17 protein-coding genes are annotated in these 17,717 nt (G+C 64.3%); 15 read left to right on the top strand and 2 right to left on the bottom strand.

The window, feature by feature from the left end; translation table 11 throughout:
- The first annotated feature begins 46 nt into the window (after positions 1–46).
- From pmbA to erpA, 12 genes are all read left to right on the top strand, one after another.
- Complete coding sequence (pmbA, locus tag FBY20_RS08055; RefSeq protein ID WP_056327831.1) at positions 47–1,411, top strand: metalloprotease PmbA; 1,365 nt, start codon at positions 47–49, stop codon at positions 1,409–1,411.
- Between the two features lie 164 nt (positions 1,412–1,575).
- Positions 1,576–2,670, top strand: a complete 1,095-nt coding sequence (locus tag FBY20_RS08050; protein WP_142051299.1) for a TRAP transporter substrate-binding protein — start codon at positions 1,576–1,578, stop codon at positions 2,668–2,670.
- A 255-nt stretch (positions 2,671–2,925) separates the two neighbouring features.
- Positions 2,926–4,080, top strand: a complete 1,155-nt coding sequence (locus tag FBY20_RS08045; protein WP_056327833.1) for an ABC transporter substrate-binding protein — start codon at positions 2,926–2,928, stop codon at positions 4,078–4,080.
- A gap of 168 nt (positions 4,081–4,248) precedes the next feature.
- A complete protein-coding gene (locus tag FBY20_RS08040; RefSeq protein WP_056327834.1) occupies positions 4,249–5,130 on the top strand; it encodes a branched-chain amino acid ABC transporter permease in 882 nt (293 codons plus the stop codon).
- 3 nt (positions 5,131–5,133) lie between these two features.
- Positions 5,134–6,009, top strand: a complete 876-nt coding sequence (locus tag FBY20_RS08035; protein ID WP_142051296.1) for a branched-chain amino acid ABC transporter permease — start codon at positions 5,134–5,136, stop codon at positions 6,007–6,009.
- Positions 6,002–6,790 carry an ABC transporter ATP-binding protein gene (locus tag FBY20_RS08030; protein ID WP_056327836.1) on the top strand — a complete coding sequence of 263 codons (789 nt, stop codon included), beginning with the start codon at positions 6,002–6,004 and terminating at the stop codon, positions 6,788–6,790. The genes FBY20_RS08035 and FBY20_RS08030 overlap by 8 nt, the downstream gene beginning before the upstream one ends.
- A 55-nt stretch (positions 6,791–6,845) precedes the next feature.
- Positions 6,846–7,556 (top strand): ABC transporter ATP-binding protein, encoded by a 711-nt coding sequence (locus FBY20_RS08025; protein ID WP_056327837.1) that lies wholly within the window; start codon positions 6,846–6,848, stop codon positions 7,554–7,556.
- Between the two features lie 318 nt (positions 7,557–7,874).
- Positions 7,875–8,303, top strand: a complete 429-nt coding sequence (gene rplM / locus FBY20_RS08020; protein ID WP_008163100.1) for a 50S ribosomal protein L13 — start codon at positions 7,875–7,877, stop codon at positions 8,301–8,303.
- Positions 8,304–8,312: 9 nt separating this feature from the next.
- Positions 8,313–8,705: a 30S ribosomal protein S9 gene (gene rpsI / locus FBY20_RS08015; RefSeq protein WP_008163098.1), complete on the top strand. Its 393-nt coding sequence runs from the start codon at positions 8,313–8,315 to the stop codon at positions 8,703–8,705.
- A 198-nt stretch (positions 8,706–8,903) separates the two neighbouring features.
- A complete protein-coding gene (argC, locus tag FBY20_RS08010) occupies positions 8,904–9,968 on the top strand; it encodes an N-acetyl-gamma-glutamyl-phosphate reductase (RefSeq protein WP_056327838.1) in 1,065 nt (354 codons plus the stop codon).
- Between the two features lie 42 nt (positions 9,969–10,010).
- Positions 10,011–10,757, top strand: a complete 747-nt coding sequence (locus tag FBY20_RS08005; protein WP_056327839.1) for a DUF6776 family protein — start codon at positions 10,011–10,013, stop codon at positions 10,755–10,757.
- Between the two features lie 86 nt (positions 10,758–10,843).
- Complete coding sequence (gene erpA, locus FBY20_RS08000) at positions 10,844–11,215, top strand: iron-sulfur cluster insertion protein ErpA (RefSeq protein WP_056327840.1); 372 nt, start codon at positions 10,844–10,846, stop codon at positions 11,213–11,215.
- Between the two features lie 75 nt (positions 11,216–11,290).
- Here the strand turns inward: erpA and FBY20_RS07995 are convergent, their stop codons facing one another.
- Together FBY20_RS07995 and FBY20_RS07990 are read right to left on the bottom strand one after the other, a co-directional pair.
- Complete coding sequence (locus FBY20_RS07995; protein WP_142051293.1) at positions 11,291–12,424, bottom strand: anhydro-N-acetylmuramic acid kinase; 1,134 nt, start codon at positions 12,422–12,424, stop codon at positions 11,291–11,293.
- An 85-nt stretch (positions 12,425–12,509) separates the two neighbouring features.
- Positions 12,510–13,919, bottom strand: coding sequence for a peptidoglycan DD-metalloendopeptidase family protein (locus FBY20_RS07990; protein WP_056327841.1), 1,410 nt, complete (start codon positions 13,917–13,919; stop codon positions 12,510–12,512).
- A 256-nt stretch (positions 13,920–14,175) separates the two neighbouring features.
- On the opposite strand from FBY20_RS07990, the gene tyrS reads away from it, so the two are divergent.
- The 3 genes from tyrS to glyA all read left to right on the top strand — a co-directional run bounded on the left by tyrS (position 14,176) and on the right by glyA (position 17,705).
- A complete protein-coding gene (gene tyrS / locus FBY20_RS07985) occupies positions 14,176–15,405 on the top strand; it encodes a tyrosine--tRNA ligase (RefSeq protein WP_056327842.1) in 1,230 nt (409 codons plus the stop codon).
- A 71-nt stretch (positions 15,406–15,476) separates the two neighbouring features.
- Positions 15,477–16,130 (top strand): YbhB/YbcL family Raf kinase inhibitor-like protein, encoded by a 654-nt coding sequence (locus FBY20_RS07980; RefSeq protein ID WP_056327843.1) that lies wholly within the window; start codon positions 15,477–15,479, stop codon positions 16,128–16,130.
- Between the two features lie 324 nt (positions 16,131–16,454).
- On the top strand, positions 16,455–17,705 hold the full coding sequence (gene glyA / locus FBY20_RS07975; RefSeq protein ID WP_056327844.1) for a serine hydroxymethyltransferase: 1,251 nt from the start codon (positions 16,455–16,457) through the stop codon (positions 17,703–17,705).
- Positions 17,706–17,717 lie beyond the last annotated feature (12 nt).

The following is a 17,717-nucleotide window of genomic DNA, read 5'->3' as shown; positions in this document are numbered from 1 at the left end:
AATGACAGACTTGGCTATGATAACCGTCTCTGCAAATTGGACTGCAATGGTTAAAACCTCCTCATCCTTGCCGCTGGCGGCGAATCACGCGCGTTTTTCCGAACTTGTCGAGCAAACCCTGGCCTACGCGCGCCAAATCGGCGCTTCCGACGCCGCCGCGGAAGTCTCGGAAAGCCTGGGACTGTCCGTCTCGGTACGCAAGAACGACATCGAAACCGTTGAGCAAACCCGCGACCGGGCGCTGGACCTGACGGTCTACGCCGGCCAGAGCCGCGGTTCGGCCTCGACGTCCGACTTCTCCGAGGCCGCGCTGCGCCAGACGGTCGAAGCCGCCTGGCACATTGCTCGCCACACCGCCGCCGACCCGGCCGCTGGCCTGCCCGACGCCGACCAGCTGGCCACCGAATTCCCCGACCTGGACCTGCATCGCGCCTGGACCGTTTCCACCGAGGAAGCGGCCGAACTGGCGCTGCGCGCCGAGCGCGCCGCCCGCGAGGTCGATTCGCGCATCACCAATACCGACGGCGCCACCGTCGGCACGTATGAAGGCCAGTTCGTGATGGGCAACACGCGCGGCTTTCTGGGCGGCTACCCGTATTCGCGCCACAGCCTGTCCGTGGCGCCCATCGCGGGTCGCGGCAATGGCATGCAGCGCGACTACTGGTATTCGTCCGAACGCGACCCGGCCAAGCTGGCCTCGCCCGAGGCCATCGGCCGCTATGCCGCCGAACGCACGCTGTCGCGCCTGTCGGCCCGCCGCGTGCGCACCGGCAAATTCCCGGTCCTGTTCGAGGCGCCGCTGGCGCTGGGACTGGTCGGCGCGCTGACGCAGGCCGTCAACGGCGGGGCGCTGTACCGCAAGGCGAGCTTCCTGGTCGACTCGCTGGGCAAGCCGCTCTTTCCCAAGCACATCAACCTGGTCGAGGATCCGCACATCCGCGGCGCCATGGGCAGCTCGCCGTTCGACGACGAAGGCGTGCGCACGCGCCGCCGCAACGTGGTCTCGGCCGGCGTGCTGGAAGGCTATTTCCTGTCGTCCTACACCGCGCGCAAGCTGGGCATGACCACCACCGGCAACGCCGGCGGTTCGCACAACCTGGTCTTCAGCTCCACGCAGACCCAGCGCGGCGACGATTTCGAAGCCATGCTCAAAAAGCTGGGCACGGGCTTTCTCGTCACCGAGCTGATCGGGCAGGGCGTCAACTACGTGACGGGCGATTACTCGCGCGGCGCTTTCGGCTATTGGGTCGAAAACGGCCAGATCCAGCACGCGGTTCAGGAAGTCACCATCGCCGGCAACCTGGCCGACATGTTCCAGCAGATCGTCGCGGTGGGCGCCGACACGATCTCGCGCGGCACCAAGACCACCGGCTCCATCCTCATCGAGCAGATGGCCATTGCCGGCACCTGATCGCGCCCGCCGGCGGCGCGCCGTGCGCCGCCGGCTCCTGTTTTGCCCGCTTTGCAATCCCTTGCCTTTCCGGGATTTCCTCTAGCCGTTCCTGTGTTCGCCAGCGTGTAATATCCGGCGGGTATTGCTCGAAGTCCCGGGTGTTGCTGTATAGGAGCAAAGTGATGCAACGACGTTCATTCCTGAAGCGCGCCAGTCTGGGCGCCGTCGCCGGCGCCGCCGTCAGCTCGCCCGCGTTCGCCCAGGACATGCCCTCGATCAGCTGGCGCCTGTCCTCGGGCTTTCCCAGCGCGCTGGACCTGCGCGTTGGCGCGGCCGAGAGCTTCTGCAAGTTCGTCGCCGAATCCACCGCGGGCAAGTTCAACATCCGCCACTTCCCGGACGGCGAAGTCGTTGCCGCCGCCGACCTGATGGAAGCGGTCTCCACCAAAAAGGTGGAATGCGGCCACGTGTCCTCGCGCCGCTACCACGCCAGGAATCCCGCGTTCAGCTTCGATGCGGCCGTGCCGTTCGGCCTGAACGCGCGCCAGATGAATGCCTGGATGAGCGAGGGCGAGGGCCTGCGCCTGACGCGCGAACTCTTCAAGCCCGAAAAGATCATCAACTTTCCCTTGGGCAATACCGGCGCCCAGATGGGCGGCTGGTATATCAAGGAAATCAAGCGCGAAGGCGACCTGAAAGACCTGAAGATGCGGGTGGACGGCCTGGCGGGGGAGGTGCTGTCCAGGCTTGGCGTGGCGCCCCAGCAGGTTGAGCTCGCCGCCTTGGCGCAGGCCTTTGAAAAAGAGGGGCTGCAGGCGGTGGCCGGGGCGGGCGCCTACGAGGACGCCAAGCTCGGATTGAATAAAGTAGCTAAGTATTACTACGCACCCGGCTGGTGGGCGGGCGGCGAACAGCTCTCGCTCTACATCAACGACGAAGCCTGGAACCAGCTGCCCAAGCATTATCAATCGGTGGTGCAGTCCGCGGCGCTGGCCGCGCACACCGCCGCGACGGCGCGTTATGACGCGCTCAATCCGCAGGCGCTGGCTCAACTGACGGCCAACGGAGCGCAAGTGCGGGCTTTTCCCCGGTCCATCATGGACGCCGCGTTCGAGGCCTCGCAACAGGTCTACAAGGACTTAAGCGCCAAAGACCCCAGATTCAAGGCATTGCACGATAGTTACATGGGCTTTCGCGACAGCGAGATGCCGTGGTTTCGCCTGACCGAGGGCGCGTTCGGCCAGTATCTGGGCGTGGCGCTGTCGGGCAGGAGTTAGGAGGGAAGCCGGTGCCGAATGGCATTCGGCGAGTTTCAGGGTTTGTGCTAGTAACCACACGTTTTTTACAAAAAAATGGGCGGTTTTGAGGCTTTTGTTGAACGGCATTCGAGTTTCGGCCTGATACAAAGGAGTAATATCCCGGGTCTTGACGCGCATACATGCGGCCTTTAGGCGGCATCGACGTCAATCCGGCAGGATTACATCAGCCCGGATTACCAATATTCCGAGACAGACTTTAAGGTGGTAACAACCATGCAATCCAAGACCAAAAAGCTGCTGGCCGCGCTGATCGCCGCCGGTATCGTCCCGGCCGCCCACGCAGCCGACATCAAGCTGGGCGTGGCTGAAGCCCTGTCCGGCGGCGCCGCCCAGTACGGCGTGTCGATCCGCAACGGTTTCCAGCTCGCGGCTGACCAAATCAACGCGGCCGGTGGCATCAACGGCAACAAGATCGTGCTGGTGATCGAAGACGAGCAAGGCAAGAAAGAAGAAGCCATCAACGTCTTCAAGAAGCTGATCTTCAAGGACAACGTCCTGATGGTCTTCGGTCCCACCCTGTCGAATTCCGCCCAGGCCGCCGACCCGGTCGCCCAGGCCGCCAAGACGGTCGTCTTCGGCACCTCCAACACCGCCGACGGCATCACCTCCATCGGCAACTACGTGTTCCGCAACTCGGTCACCGAAGCCGACGTGCTGCCCGCCACCATCTCCACCGTCAAGGCCAAGACCGGCCTGAAGAACGTGGCGGTGCTCTACGGCAACGACGACGTCTTCACCAAGAGCGGCTACGACAACTTCAAGAAGGCCCTGGAAGACCAGAAGATCCCGGTCACGACGACCGAAACGTTCGCCAAGGGCGACGTGGACTTCAAGGCCCAGCTCACCAAGATCAAGGGCACCAACCCCGACGCCATCGTGCTGTCCGCACTGCTGGCCGAAGGCGCCCCGATCATGGTCCAGGCCCGCCAGCTCGGCCTGAACGTGCCCGTCATCGGCGGCAACGGCATGAACTCGGTCAAGATTTTCGACCTGGCCCCCGGCGGCGCGTCGAACAACCTGTGGATCGGCAGCCCGTGGTCGATCGAAAACAAGTCCCCCGAGAACACCAAGTTCATCGACGCCTACAAGGCCAAGTTCACGAATGCCCCCGACCAGTTCGCGGCCCAGTCGTATGACGCCATGTACATCGTCGCCCAGGCCCTGAAGAACACCAAGCTCACCGGCGAACTGCCCAAGGATCGCGCTGCCCTGCGCGATGCCCTGCCGTCCGTGACCTGGACCGGCGCCACCGGCCCGTTCAAGTTCCGTCAGGCCAACGATCGCGCCGGCAAGCCGGCCGGTTACGACGCCGACCAGGCACCGATCGTCAGCGTGACCAAGGACGGCAAGTACGTCATCGAGAAGTAAGCAGTACGCATCCCCGCGCGGGGGGATGCGCCTTGCGGATGGCCTCCCGGCCGTCCGCAAGGCGCTTTTTATCGCAGGGCCTCACCAAGTAGAAAGCTTCCCCGGAAGCACACCAGACCTCGCTGTGGGCACGGCGAGGCGGCCCTATCAGATTTGGAAAGTCCCATCATGTTCGAACAACAATTCGTCAATGCCTTGTCGCTGGGCTGTGTGTATGCACTGTTCGCGCTGGGCTTCACGCTGATCTTCGGCGTGCTCGGGGTGATCAACCTGGCGCATGGCGCCGTCTTCATGGTTGGCGCCTACGCAGCATTGGTCGTGGTCGAGCAATTCAGCCTGCCCTTGTGGGCCGCGCTGATGGTTGCGTTCTTCGTCGCCGGCTTTACCGGGGTCATCATCGACTACCTGGTGCTCAAGCCGCTGCGCAAGCGCAACGCACCCCACCTGATTCCCATGATCGCCACCATCGGTGTCGGCATCATCCTGAACAACGGCGCCCAAAGCATCTTTGGCGCCAGCAATCTGCGCTTCCCGCACGGCACCGTGCCCGAGGAAGTCATCGAAGTCGCCGGCCTGCACCTGACCGTCATCGAACTGGGGATCATCTTCCTGTCGTTCGCGCTGATGGCCGTGCTGATGTTCGTGATGCGCCGCACGCAGTTCGGCCGCGCGCTGCGCGCCATCGCCGAATCGCCCAAGGCCGCCTGGCTGCTGGGCATCAACGTCGAAAAGCTGTTCATCACCACCTCGTTCGCCGCGGCCGCCCTGGGCGGCGTGGCCGGCGTGCTGATCGGCCTGTACTCGAACGCGCTGTTCCCGCTGATGGGCCAGCCGATGCTGCACAAGGGCATCGCGGTCATCATCCTGGGCGGCATGGGCGACATCCGCGGCGCCATGCTGGGCGGTCTCTTCCTGGGCTTCGCCGAGGTGCTGTCCGTCGCTTACATCGGCTCCACCATGCGCGACGCGGTGGCTTTCGGCCTGCTGTTCCTGATCCTGCTGGTCCGCCCGCAAGGTCTGTTCGGCAAAGTGGTTCAACGCAAGGCTTAAGGTATGAGCGGATTCGAAAATTTCTGGGCCATCTACGGCAACCTGGTGCTGACGCTTGGCACCAATGCACTCCTGGCCCTCTCCATCTGGCTGACGCTGGCCTGCGGCATGCTTGCCATGGCCAACGCCGCCTTCATGGGCATCGGGGCCTACACGGCCGCGCTGCTCACCATGAATTACGACGCGCCCTTCGCGGTCGCACTGGCGGGCGGCATGGCCGCCCCGGCGCTGGTCGCGGCCCTGATCGGCCTGCCGACGCTGCGGTTGTCGGGGGTCTATCTGGCGATGGCCACGCTGGGCTTCGGTGAAGTGGTCCGCGTGACCGTCCTGAACACCGAGTCCATCACCGGCGGCGCGCTGGGCCTGAACGGCATTCCCCAGCTCACGCAGTGGTGGCATGTGCTGCTGGCCGTGATCATCGTGCTGTTCGTGCTGTGGCGCGTGCGGGCCTCCAAGATCGGCCGTTCCTTCGACGCCATTCGTGGCGACGAGACCGCGGCCGGCATGATGGGCATCGACGTGCGCGCCAACAAGATGCTGGCCTTCGTGGCCGGCGCGGTGATCGCCGGTCTTGCCGGCGCGCTGAACGCGCACCTGACGTTCTTCATCGGTCCCAACGAATACGGCTTCGACCGCGGCGTCGAAATCCTGACGATGGCGATCCTGGGCGGCATCGGCGGCCTGGCCGGCCCCGTGCTGGGCAGCTTCATCATTACGACGCTGCCCGAATTGCTGCGCGGATTTGCGGATCTGCGCCTGATCGCGAATGGAGTGATCCTGGTGGTGATTGTGTTGTTCCTGCCGCAAGGCATCTGGGATCCGGCGCGCTTCAAGCGCTGGATGCGTCAAAGCCGCCAGGGAGGAAAGCGCCATGCTTGAGCTCTCCTCCGTCTCCAAGAGCTTTGGCGGCCTGCATGTGCTGCATGACGTCAGCCTGTCGGTGCCCGAAGGCGCCATCTTCGGCCTGATCGGCCCGAACGGCGCCGGCAAGACCACGGTGTTCAACCTGATCACCGGACTGCTCCCGCCGAGCGGCGGCTCCATCACCTTCCAGGGCGAGAGCGTGCTGCGCAAGAAGCCGCACAGCATCACGCGCATGGGCATCGCCCGCACGTTTCAGAACATCCGTCTCTTCAAGGAGATGACGCTGCTGGAAAACGTCGTCGTGGGCGCCTACCGCCACATGAACTACGGTTTCCCCAGCCTGCTGCTGGGTCTGCCGGGTTACCGCGAACACGAGCAGCGCGCCCGCGAACGCGCGCACGAGCTGCTGACGTGGATGCGCCTGGACCACAAGGCCAACGATCTGGCCGACAACCTGTCCTACGGCGAGCAGCGCCGCCTGGAGCTGGCGCGCGCGCTGGCCACCGAGCCCAAGCTGCTGCTCCTGGACGAGCCCGTCGCCGGCATGAACACCGGCGAACGCGCCGAACTGATGCGCGAGATCCTGGCCATTCGCGACCGCGGCTACACCATCCTCATGATCGAGCACGACATGCGCTTCGTCATGGGCCTGTGCGAACGCATCGCGGTGCTGAACTTCGGCAAGATCATCGCGTGCGGCGGTCCCGAGGACATCCGCAACAACGAACAGGTCATCGAGGCCTACCTGGGCCGCGAAGACGACGAAGACACCGAACAAGCGGAGGCCGCCCGATGAGTCGCCGGGCCGCTCCCAAGACGAATACCGCAGCGCGACGCGCGGAGGCTACACAATGAGCGCCATGCTGGAAGTCCGCGGGCTCGAGGTCAACTACGGCCACATCGAAGCCGTGCGCGGCATCGACCTGGACCTGAACGCCAACGAAATCACCGCCCTGGTCGGCGCCAACGGCGCCGGCAAGTCGACGACGCTGCTTGCGCTGTCGGGCCTGTTGCCCAAGGCGCGCGGCCGCATCCTCTTCGAGGGCGAAGACGTCACCAACCTTGCGCCGAACCAGCTGGTCGCGCGCGGCATCGTGCAGGTGCCCGAAGGCCGGGCCATCCTGACCACCATGACGGTGCTGGAAAACCTGGAACTCGGCGCCTATCGCCGCGGCCTGAAGAACGTCGCGTCCGATCTGGAATACGTGTTCAACCTGTTTCCGCGCCTGAAAGAGCGGATCAGCGGCATGGCTGGCAACCTGTCCGGCGGCGAGCAGCAGATGCTGGCCATCGGCCGCGCCCTGATGGCCAAGCCGCGCCTGCTGCTGCTGGACGAGCCCTCGATGGGCTTGGCGCCGATCGTCGTGCAGGAAATCTTCCGGTCGCTGCGCGCCATCAATGCCGACGGCCTCACGCTGTTCCTGGTCGAACAGAACGTGCGCCAGGCGCTCAAGATTGCCCAGCAAGGCTACGTGCTTGAAAACGGCGCCATGGCGCTGACGGGCACGGGCCGCGAACTGCTCGGCCACCCGCGCGTCCTGGAAGCCTACCTGGGTGCCTGACGGGCAGGGGGCGGCATGCGTCCCCTGATGAATTTTGCGGCGGCCGTCCTGGGATGGCCGCTGCGAATCGCCCGAATTCTGTCCGCTTGCCCATTTTTTGAGCAGCCGTGTTAGAATTTCAGGCTTTCCCTCATTTTGACCTTTGCACGGGCGGATTCATAACGCTTAGGCGGGGGGCGATAAGGGCTGGAATTTGGACCTGAATGGCTGCAACCCGAAGGGCTGCAACCCGAAGGGCTGCAAATTTTGGCCTAGTCTGGGAAAGAACACTGGCTGGATGTTCCGGTCAGAGCAAATTTTTTATTCTTAGGAACCATCATGAAGACCTTTGTGGCCAAGCCGCATGAAGTCCAACGTGACTGGTTTGTGATCGACGCCAAGGGCAAAGTCCTCGGTCGTGTGGCCAGCGAAGTCGCACGTCGTCTGCGTGGCAAGCACAAACCTGAATTCACGCCTCACGTTGATACCGGTGACTACATCGTCATCATCAACGCGTCCGATATCGTTGTTACCGGCGCCAAGGCGAAAGACAAGAAGTACTTCCGCCACACTACGTACCCGGGCGGTATCCGTGAAACGAACTTCGAGAAAATGCAAGAGCGTTTTCCCGGCCGTGCCATTCAGAAGGCCGTCAAGGGCATGCTGCCCAAGGGTCCTCTGGGCTACGCCATGATCAAGAAGCTGAAGGTCTATGCTGGTGCCGAGCACCCGCACACCGCCCAGCAGCCCAAGACGCTGGATATCTAAGGAAACGCCATGATCGGTAACTGGAATTACGGAACCGGCCGTCGCAAAACTTCGGTGGCTCGCGTTTTCATCAAGAAGGGCACTGGCAAGATCGTCGTCAACGGCAAGCCCGTCGACGAGTTCTTCGCTCGTGAAACCGGCCGCATGGTCGTGCGCCAGCCGCTGGAACTGACCGGCCACCTGGAATCGTTTGACATCAAGGTCAACGTGCACGGCGGCGGCGAAACCGGCCAAGCCGGCGCCATCCGTCACGGCATCACGCGTGCCCTGATCGATTACGACGCCACGCTGAAGCCCTCGCTGTCGCAAGCTGGCTTCGTGACCCGCGATGCCCGTGAAGTCGAACGTAAGAAGGTCGGCTTCCGCAAGGCGCGTCGTCGCAAGCAGTTCAGCAAGCGTTAATGCCCTGCAAAAAGCCCGCTTCGGCGGGCTTTTTGTTTTTGGGCCGGCAATGCAATGTCATCGCTGGCCCCGCGCGCGGAACTCCGCGCCACGCGTTCGGTCGGAAAAAGGTTTGCAGTGGCAATTCCAGCACGCCTGCCGCATTACCGGTATTCCCGAGCGATACAATCGTTATTCGTTCTCCGAAGAGCATTTATCATGGCCCAAGCATCGAACACCCGCATCAAGGTTGGTATCGTCGGCGGCACCGGATACACCGGTGTCGAACTGCTGCGCTTGCTTTCGCAGCATCCGAACGTGGAATTGACTGCCATCACGTCCCGCAAGGAAGACGGCCTGCCCGTCGCCGACATGTACCCGAACCTGCGCGGCCGTGTGAAGCTTGCATTCTCGGCCCCGGAAAAGGCTTCGCTGACTGACTGCGACGTCGTCTTCTTCGCCACGCCCCACGGCGTGGCCATGGCGCAGGCGCAAGAGCTCATCGCCGCCGGCACCCGCGTCATCGACCTGGCCGCCGATTTCCGCCTGCAGGACATCCCCACGTTCGAACGCTGGTACAAGATTCCCCACACCTGCCCGGACATCCTGGCCGAGTCGCAATACGGCCTGGTTGAACTGAACCGCGAAGCCATCTCCAAGGCGCGCGTCATCGGCAACCCCGGCTGCTACCCCACCACGGTGCTGCTGGGCCTGGCGCCGCTGCTTGAAGGCGGCAAGGCGCTGGTCGATACGCAAACGCTGATCGCCGACTGCAAGTCGGGTGTGTCCGGCGCCGGCCGCAAGGCAGAGGTGGGCTCGCTGTTCTCGGAAGCGTCCGACAACTTCAAGGCCTACGGCGTGGCCGGCCATCGCCACCACCCCGAAATCACCGCCCAGCTGGAAAAGCTGGCCGGCGGCAAGGTGGGCCTGACGTTCGTGCCGCATCTGGTGCCGATGATCCGCGGCATGTTCTCCACCATTTACGCCCGCATCCAACCCGAGGCGCGCGACACCGACTTCCAAGCCCTGTTCGAAGCGCGCTACGCCGATGAACCCTTCGTCGACGTCATGCCTGCCGGCAGCCATCCCGAAACGCGCTCGGTGCGCGGGTCCAACAACCTGCGCATCGCGCTCAGCCGCCCGGGCAACGGCGACCTGCTGATCGTCATGGTGGTGCAGGACAATCTGGTCAAGGGCGCCGCCGGTCAGGCCGTGCAGAACATGAACCTCATGTTCGGCATCCCCGAAACGATGGGCCTGGACCAGGTCGCCATCCTGCCGTAACGCCACGGCGGCCCGTTTGTCGGGCCGCCAATATTGCTCTTTATGCCCGCAGATCCCGCCGCCCGTTCCCCATCGCGAAGTCACGGCGCAGTCGTGCGCCTGTGCGCGATGCTGCTGCTGGGCGTGCTGGTGGGCGGGATTGCCGGGTTCTTCCACGCGCGCCAGCTCTATCGTCCGCAGGACGCCGTGGTCATCAGCGTCCAGCAGGCCGAGGCGCAGGACGAGGCCATGCGTCAGCAGGCCACGCAACTGCGCTACATTCGCGGCCAGCTCGATAAGGCCGATGGCGAACTCGTCATCGAGCGATCGGCCCGCCAAGAACTCGAAACCCAGCTTCACGCCGCCCAAGCCGAACTCGGCCGCGTGCGTGACCAGCTTGCCTTCTATGAACAGCTGCTGCCGCCCGGCCCTGAGGGCTCCGTGGACATTCGCAGCATGCAGATCGACCGCGAGGGCGGCGGCTTGCGGTACAAGGTCCTGCTGATGCGCAGTGGCCGCAATGGCGGCACGCCATTTGCGGGCGCGCTGCGCTTTCAGGCCACCGGCGTGCTCAAGGGCGAAACCGTCACGGTGGATCTGGCACCCATGCAGCTCAAGGCCGAGACCGGTCCCGTCACGGCCACCGGAGAAAACCTGACCGCCGCGTCGCTCGCCCTGCAGTTCGACCAGTATCAGCGCAGTCAGGGCATCCTGGCCGTGCCTGACGGATTTGTCCCCGAAAGCGTGACCGTCAGCGTGCTCGAGGGGGAAACCGTCCGCGCTTCGCGCAGTGTCAAGCTTGAACTTTGAGTCTGGTCAAGCCCTGCGCTATAGTGACACCATACGAGCGGCGACGCCGCTCACTGAATTTTGGCCGTACCGGCCAGGAGTGAACCATGAATGCAGTGACCGAAACCGTCGACCTTCAGGCCCCCCCGCCTGTTCCCCTGGTTTTCACCGACTCGGCTGCCGCCAAAGTGAAAGACCTGTTGGCCGAAGAAGGCAACCCCGAACTGAAGCTGCGCGTTTTCGTGCAGGGCGGCGGCTGTTCCGGCTTCCAGTACGGTTTCACGTTTGATGAAGTCGTCAACGAAGACGACACCGTGCTGGACAAGGCCGGCGTGCAATTGCTCGTCGATCCGATGAGCTTCCAGTATCTGGTCGGCGCCGAGATCGACTACAAGGAAGACCTGGAAGGCGCGCAGTTCGTCATCCGCAATCCCAACGCCAGCACCACCTGCGGCTGCGGCTCCTCGTTCTCGGTGTAATCACCCAGGCAGGAAAGATAAAAAGCCCTTCGGTTTGCCGAAGGGCTTTTTGCATGGGCGCGTGATGGATCGCGCTCAGGCCGGATATAGCGCCCCAAGAATCCTCGCGCCGCGCGCGCCCGTCACGCTGGGCAGGCCGGCCGGCTTGCCGGTCATGAACGCGTGCGCCAGCCAGGCGAAAGCCAGGGCCTCCACCTGTTGCGCAGGCACGCCCAGGGCGTCGGTCGCGCGGACGGGGCGTTGCAGGCAATACGCCAGTTCCTGCATCAGGCCGGCGTTGTGGGCGCCGCCGCCGCAGACAAAGACTTCTTGCGTGCCCGCGGCCGCCCGGTCGATGGCGTCCGCCACGGTTCTGGCCGTCAGCCGCTGCAGCGTGGCCTGAACATCCTCCGGCGCGGGCGCGGCGCCGTCGAATTCCGCCAGGCGGGCGTCGAGCCACTGCATGTTGAAAAGATCGCGGCCCGTGGATTTGGGCGGCGGCAGGCCGAACCACGGCTCGCTGCCGATGAGTTGTTCAAGCAAGGGCGCCAGCACCTGTCCCGAGGCCGCCCAGCGGCCCCCGGCGTCGTAAGGGCGGCCCAGGTGCCGTTGGCACCAACCGTCCAGAAGCACGTTGGCCGGGCCGGTGTCAAAGCCGCGCGCCGGCTGCCCGGGCACAAGCAGCGTCACGTTGGCGATGCCGCCCAGGTTCAGCACGGCGCGCCCGTGGCTGGCGCCGAAGATGGCGGCGTGAAACGGCGGCACCAGCGGTGCGCCCTGGCCGCCAGCGGCAACGTCGCGCGAACGGAAGTCGGCCACGACGGCAATGCCCGTCAGTTCCGCCAGCAGGGCGGGTGCGTTCAGTTGCAGGGTGTACCCAAGGTCCGGGCGGTGACGCACGGTCTGGCCGTGCGCGCCGATGGCGCTGACGTCGCTGGCGGCCACGCCGGCATCCGCTAGCAATGCCGACACGGCTTGGGCATAGACACGCGCCAACGCGTTGGCCGCGAGCGCCGCGCGGGCAAGTTCGTCGCCGCCCGATTCGTTCAGCGCCAGCAGCTCGTGCCGCAGATTTTCTGGCATGGGGAGGCTGGCGTTGGCCAGCACCTGAGGCGCCTGGCCGTCGTCCAGGCGGGTCAGCACGCCGTCGACGCCGTCGACGCTGGTGCCGGACATCAGGCCAATGTAGAGCGTGCGGCGGTCCTGCTGGATGGGCTGGGTGGCATTCACTGGCGCCTCCAAAGAAAAAGGCGGCTGGGGCTTGATGCCCCGCCGCCGCACCCGCTGCGCGCGGGCCTGTTTTTTCGGACCTGCCTTAGCGGCTGGCCACGTTGGTCAGCGCGTCGGGCAGCGTCTGCTGGAACTGCGTCAGCAATTGGATCTGCTGCTTGTAGGGGCCAACCGCCTGGTTGAACGCGCGCACTTCCGCGGGTTCGAGGGCGCGGGCCACGGGCAGGTCCACCGACAGCGGATCGATGGGCTGGTTGTCGACGCGGAACTCGTAGTGCAGGTGCGGACCGGTGGCCCAGCCGGTGGAACCGACGTAGCCCAGCAGTTGGCCCTGCGACACCTTCGAGCCCTTGGTGACGCCTTCGGCGATGCGGCTCTGGTGCGCGTAGAGGGTCGAGTACTTGCCGTGGTGCTTGACGATGACCACGTTGCCATAGCCATTCTGCCAGCCCGAGAATTCGACCGTGCCGTCCGCGGTGGAGTGGATCGGCGTGCCCGACGGCGCGGCGTAGTCCACGCCCTTGTGTCCCGTCCAGGTCTTGTGGATGGGGTGCATGCGCATGCCGAAGGTCGAGCTGATTCGGCTGAACTTCAGGGCGGTGCGCAGGAAGGCGCCGCGCAGGCTGGTGCCGTCAAAGTCGTAATAGGAGCCGGTCTTTTCGTCGGGGCTGAACCAGACGGCGTTGTAGGTCTTGCCGCCGTTGATGAATTCCAGGGCCAGCACGCGGCCGGCGCCGGCGTAGCGGCCGTCGTGCGAGCGCACTTCGTAGACCACGCGGAATTGATCGCCCTGGCGCAGGTCGCGCAGGAAGTCGATCTTGGCGCTGAGGATGTCGGCCATCTGCATGGTGACCGAGTCGGGAATGCCGGCCGAGTCCGTGGCGCCGAAGAGCGAGGACTTGATGGTGCCGACCGCGACGCGGGTCTGGCGTTCCGTGCTTTCGGTGACTTCCTCGGCCTTGTAGCCGTCGCCGGACGGGGCCACGTGCAGCATGCGCGTCACGACCTGGCCGTCGGTCTCGTTGCCGGGCGTGTGGATGTAGCGCAGCCACACCAGATTGCCCGCTTCGTCCGTGGCGGCTTGCACCGAGCGGCCCGGGTACAGCTTGTAGATGCTGCGGGCGCTGGCGTCGTGGGTCAGGAACGACTGGAGATTGGGGGCGTCGAGTTCCAGGCGCTGCAGCACCGCCGACAGCGTGTCGCCCGGACGGATCCGGGTTTCGCTGATGTAGGGGGCGGCGCTGGGCGTGCTGACTTCGACTTGCTCGGCGGTCAGCGGCAGAATGCTCTGGATGACGCGCGAGGGGGGGAGTTCGGTGCGGTCGGGTTGCTGCACCATGCCGAGAGCGGCGGCGCCTGCGAACAGACCAATTGCGGTGACGAGAAGCGTGCGGCGGAAAAGTCCCGAGCGATGGGGCTTGGGCTCAACGGGCGCAAATACGGCAGCGACTTTGCGCTTGAGGCCACTCGCCAGTTCGTGGAGGCCACGATTCATCGTGAAAATACCCTCTCAGGTGGCTTGAACTCGCAGGGTGCGGTACACGAACGGCCCTCGCGCGCACCGTTTCCGGGGCAAGGGCTGGCGCGGGGGCGCATCTTGTGAACAAGGGATGTAGAGCGAACGCAACTGCGTACATATGGCAGTTGCGTATGATTAGGCCGGTATCCTAGCTGATTCGGCTAGAATTTACGATAGTTTTCGTCACTTTTTACACCTTTTTGTCGGCTGAAGCCGCATTGGCCCCCCTGTCATGTCACCCACCGAAGCCCCCATTACACCTGAAGTCGAAGCCGATCTGCGTATAGCCAAGCGCGGCTGCGATGAGCTGCTGGTCGAATCCGAATTCGCCCGCAAGCTGGCCAAGAGCCGCGCCACCGGCGTGCCGCTGCGCATCAAGCTTGGCCTGGATCCGACCGCACCGGACATCCACCTGGGCCACACGGTGGTGCTGAACAAGATGCGCCAGCTCCAGGACCTGGGGCACAACGTCATCTTCCTGATCGGCGACTTCACCTCCACCATCGGCGACCCCAGCGGCCGCAACAGCACCCGCCCGCCGCTCACGCGCGAACAGATCGAGGCCAACGCCAAGACCTATTACGCGCAGGCCAGCCTGGTGCTGGATCCGGCCCGCACCGAGATCCGCTACAACTCCGAATGGTGCGACCCGCTCGGCGCGCGCGGCATGATCCAGCTCGCGTCGCGTTACACGGTGGCGCGCATGATGGAGCGCGAAGACTTCACCAAGCGCTTCAAGGGCGGTATCCCGATCTCGGTCCATGAATTCCTGTATCCGCTGATGCAGGGCTACGACTCGGTCGCGCTGAAGTCAGATCTGGAGCTGGGGGGCACCGATCAGAAGTTCAACCTGCTGGTCGGGCGCGAACTGCAAAAAGAGTATGGACAGGAGCCGCAGTGCATCCTGACGATGCCGCTGCTGGTCGGGACGGACGGCGTAGAGAAGATGTCCAAGTCCAAGGGCAACTACATCGGCATTTCGGAGTCGCCCGATTCCATGTTCGGCAAGCTGATGTCGATCTCCGACACGCTGATGTGGCGCTACTTCGAACTGCTGTCATTCCGCTCGCTGGAGGAGATCGCGGCGCTCAAGCAAGAGATCGATGGCGGGCGCAATCCGCGCGATGCCAAGGTGATGCTGGCGCAGGAAATCATCGCGCGCTTTCATTCCGCCAAGGCCGCCGACGATGCGCTGGCCTCGTTTGAGGCGCGTTTCCGCGACGGCGCGATTCCCGACGACATGCCCGAGGTCAATATCGGCGGCGCGCCGGTGGGCATCCTGAAGCTGTTGCGCGAAGCGGGTCTGGTCGCCTCCGGGTCGGAAGCGCAGCGCAACGTCGAGCAGGGCGGGGTGCGCGTCAATGGCGATCGCGTGGAAGACAAATCGTTGCAATTGCCGGCCGGGACTTACGTCGTTCAGGTGGGCAAGCGAAAGTTTGCCCGTGTTAACTTGAACCCGTAATTGCGAAGTTTTGATACGCTCAGGGTACAGACAGGGGCAGAGCGCCTTTGCGGCATTTACAGGAGCACGACATGGAACTTTCGAGTTTGTCATTTTCCGATCACGAGTCGATTCCCGAGCGCTACGCATTCGGCAAGATCGATGCGCAATCGCACGTCGCGCTGGCAGATAACTTCAACCCGCAGTTTTCCTGGGACGACGTCCCCGCGGGCACACAGTCGTTTGCACTGATCTGCCACGATCCGGATGTGCCCTCGCGCCCAGACGACGTCAACCAGGAAGGCCGCGAAGTGCCCGCCGACCTGGCCCGCGTGGATTTCTTCCACTGGGTGCTGGTGGACCTGCCGGCCGACCTACGCGAGATCGACGAAGGCGCGTTCTCCAACGGCATCACGCCGCGCGGCAAGGGTGGCCCGCTGGCGCCCATGGACGCGCGCCAGGGCATCAACTCCTACTCGTCGTGGTTCGCCAATGACCACGACATGAGCGGCGAGTACTTCGGCTACGACGGTCCGTGCCCGCCCTGGAACGATGCCCTGGTGCATCGCTACATCTTCACCCTGTATGCATTGGACGTGCCCAGCCTGAACCTGCAGGGCTCGTTCACGGGCGAAGACGCGCTGCGGGCGATCCAGAAGCACGTGCTGGCGAAGGCGTCGCTGACCGGGACCTATACGCTGAACCCCCGGCTCGCGCCCAAGCAAATCGGGGCCACGTCGGCCTGACGCTCAGCCAGATGTACGCAGGGCCGCCCAGTGCGGCCCTTTTTCATGGCGGCAGGCCGCGGCGCGGCCGGTCACACCGTTGGCCGTGGCGTGAACACCCTTGCATGAAACTTTCTCAAGTCGGCATGAGTGCCGTTTCCGGCCGCGTGGGCAAGCCGTGGTTTTCGCGCCCGTGCGCCGGAATTTGGCGCGGTTCCGGTGGTTTTAAGCGCAAATGATCCCGCGCGACGGGGTAAACTACTCAGCATTCTCCGGGTTTACCCGCCCGACGCCGTTTTCTTATCTGCCGTTTCTTTTCCATTACCGCCTCAGGAAACCCCCGTCATGTTTGACCGCAACCTCACCTTGTCCAAGGCTGACCCGGACGTTTGGGCCGCCATCCAGAAGGAAGACCAGCGCCAAGAGCAGCACATCGAGCTGATCGCTTCGGAGAACTACGCCAGCCCCGCCGTCATGGAAGCGCAGGGCACGCAGCTCACGAACAAGTACGCCGAAGGCTACCCGGGCAAGCGCTACTACGGTGGTTGCGAATACGTGGACGTGGTCGAACAGCTGGCCATCGACCGCCTGAAGCAGATCTTTGGCGCCGAAGCCGCCAACGTGCAGCCCAACTCGGGTTCGCAGGCAAACCAGGGCGTGTACATGGCGGTCCTCAAGCCGGGCGACACCGTGCTGGGCATGAGCCTGGCCGAAGGCGGCCACCTGACGCACGGCGCGTCGGTCAACGCCTCGGGCAAGCTGTACAACTTCATCTCCTATGGCCTGGACGAAAACGAAGTCCTGAACTACGACCAGGTCGAGCAGCTGGCCAAGGAACACAAGCCCAAGCTGATCGTGGCTGGCGCGTCGGCCTACGCCCTGCACATCGATTTCGAGCGCATGGCCCGCATCGCCCGTGAAAACGGCGCGCTGTTCATGGTCGACATCGCCCACTACGCCGGCCTGGTTGCTGGCGGCGCCTACCCCAACCCGGTCCCGCACGCCGACTTCGTCACCTCGACCACGCACAAGTCGCTGCGCGGCCCGCGCGGCGGCGTCATCATGATGAAGGCCGAGCACGAGAAGATCATCAACTCGGCGATTTTCCCCGGCATCCAGGGCGGTCCGCTGATGCATGTCATCGCCGGCAAGGCCGTGGCCTTCAAGGAAGCGCTGGAACCCGGGTTCAAGGACTACGCGCAGCAAGTCGTCAAGAACGCCAAGGTGCTGGCCGACACGCTGGTCAAGCGCGGCCTGCGTATCGTCTCGGGCCGTACCGAGAGCCACGTCATGCTGGTGGACCTGCGTTCCAAGGGCATCACGGGCAAGGAAGCCGAAGCGGTGCTGGGCCAGGCCCACATCACGGTCAACAAGAACGCCATCCCGAACGATCCGGAAAAGCCCTTCGTGACCAGCGGCATCCGCCTGGGCACGCCGGCCATGACGACCCGCGGCTTCACCGAAGCCGACGCCGAGCTGACGGCCAACCTGATCGCCGACGTGCTGGACAACCCGCGCGACGAAGCCAACATCGCCGCCGTGCGCGCCAAGGTCAATGAACTGACCTCGCGCCTGCCGGTTTACGGCAAGAAGTAAGCGGGCGACCCG

Source organism: Achromobacter sp. SLBN-14 (assembly GCF_006715415.1).
Taxonomy (GTDB): domain Bacteria; phylum Pseudomonadota; class Gammaproteobacteria; order Burkholderiales; family Burkholderiaceae_B; genus Achromobacter; species Achromobacter mucicolens.
This window is presented reverse-complemented; position numbering and strand designations above follow the sequence as displayed.

Excerpts from the sequence above, each read along its gene's own strand:
- erpA (WP_056327840.1), top strand. The coding sequence starts at position 10,844 with ATGAATGCAGTGACCGAAACCGTCGACCTTCAGGCCCCCCCGCCTGTT.
- pmbA (WP_056327831.1), top strand. The coding sequence starts at position 47 with ATGGTTAAAACCTCCTCATCCTTGCCGCTGGCGGCGAATCACGCGCGT.
- FBY20_RS08025 (WP_056327837.1), top strand. The coding sequence starts at position 6,846 with ATGAGCGCCATGCTGGAAGTCCGCGGGCTCGAGGTCAACTACGGCCAC.
- FBY20_RS08045 (WP_056327833.1), top strand. The coding sequence starts at position 2,926 with ATGCAATCCAAGACCAAAAAGCTGCTGGCCGCGCTGATCGCCGCCGGT.
- FBY20_RS07990 (WP_056327841.1), bottom strand. The coding sequence starts at position 13,919 with ATGAATCGTGGCCTCCACGAACTGGCGAGTGGCCTCAAGCGCAAAGTC.
- FBY20_RS08040 (WP_056327834.1), top strand. The coding sequence starts at position 4,249 with ATGTTCGAACAACAATTCGTCAATGCCTTGTCGCTGGGCTGTGTGTAT.
- FBY20_RS08005 (WP_056327839.1), top strand. The coding sequence starts at position 10,011 with ATGCCCGCAGATCCCGCCGCCCGTTCCCCATCGCGAAGTCACGGCGCA.
- FBY20_RS08050 (WP_142051299.1), top strand. The coding sequence starts at position 1,576 with ATGCAACGACGTTCATTCCTGAAGCGCGCCAGTCTGGGCGCCGTCGCC.
- tyrS (WP_056327842.1), top strand. The coding sequence starts at position 14,176 with ATGTCACCCACCGAAGCCCCCATTACACCTGAAGTCGAAGCCGATCTG.
- rplM (WP_008163100.1), top strand. The coding sequence starts at position 7,875 with ATGAAGACCTTTGTGGCCAAGCCGCATGAAGTCCAACGTGACTGGTTT.
- glyA (WP_056327844.1), top strand. The coding sequence starts at position 16,455 with ATGTTTGACCGCAACCTCACCTTGTCCAAGGCTGACCCGGACGTTTGG.
- rpsI (WP_008163098.1), top strand. The coding sequence starts at position 8,313 with ATGATCGGTAACTGGAATTACGGAACCGGCCGTCGCAAAACTTCGGTG.
- argC (WP_056327838.1), top strand. The coding sequence starts at position 8,904 with ATGGCCCAAGCATCGAACACCCGCATCAAGGTTGGTATCGTCGGCGGC.
- FBY20_RS08030 (WP_056327836.1), top strand. The coding sequence starts at position 6,002 with ATGCTTGAGCTCTCCTCCGTCTCCAAGAGCTTTGGCGGCCTGCATGTG.
- FBY20_RS07980 (WP_056327843.1), top strand. The coding sequence starts at position 15,477 with ATGGAACTTTCGAGTTTGTCATTTTCCGATCACGAGTCGATTCCCGAG.
- FBY20_RS08035 (WP_142051296.1), top strand. The coding sequence starts at position 5,134 with ATGAGCGGATTCGAAAATTTCTGGGCCATCTACGGCAACCTGGTGCTG.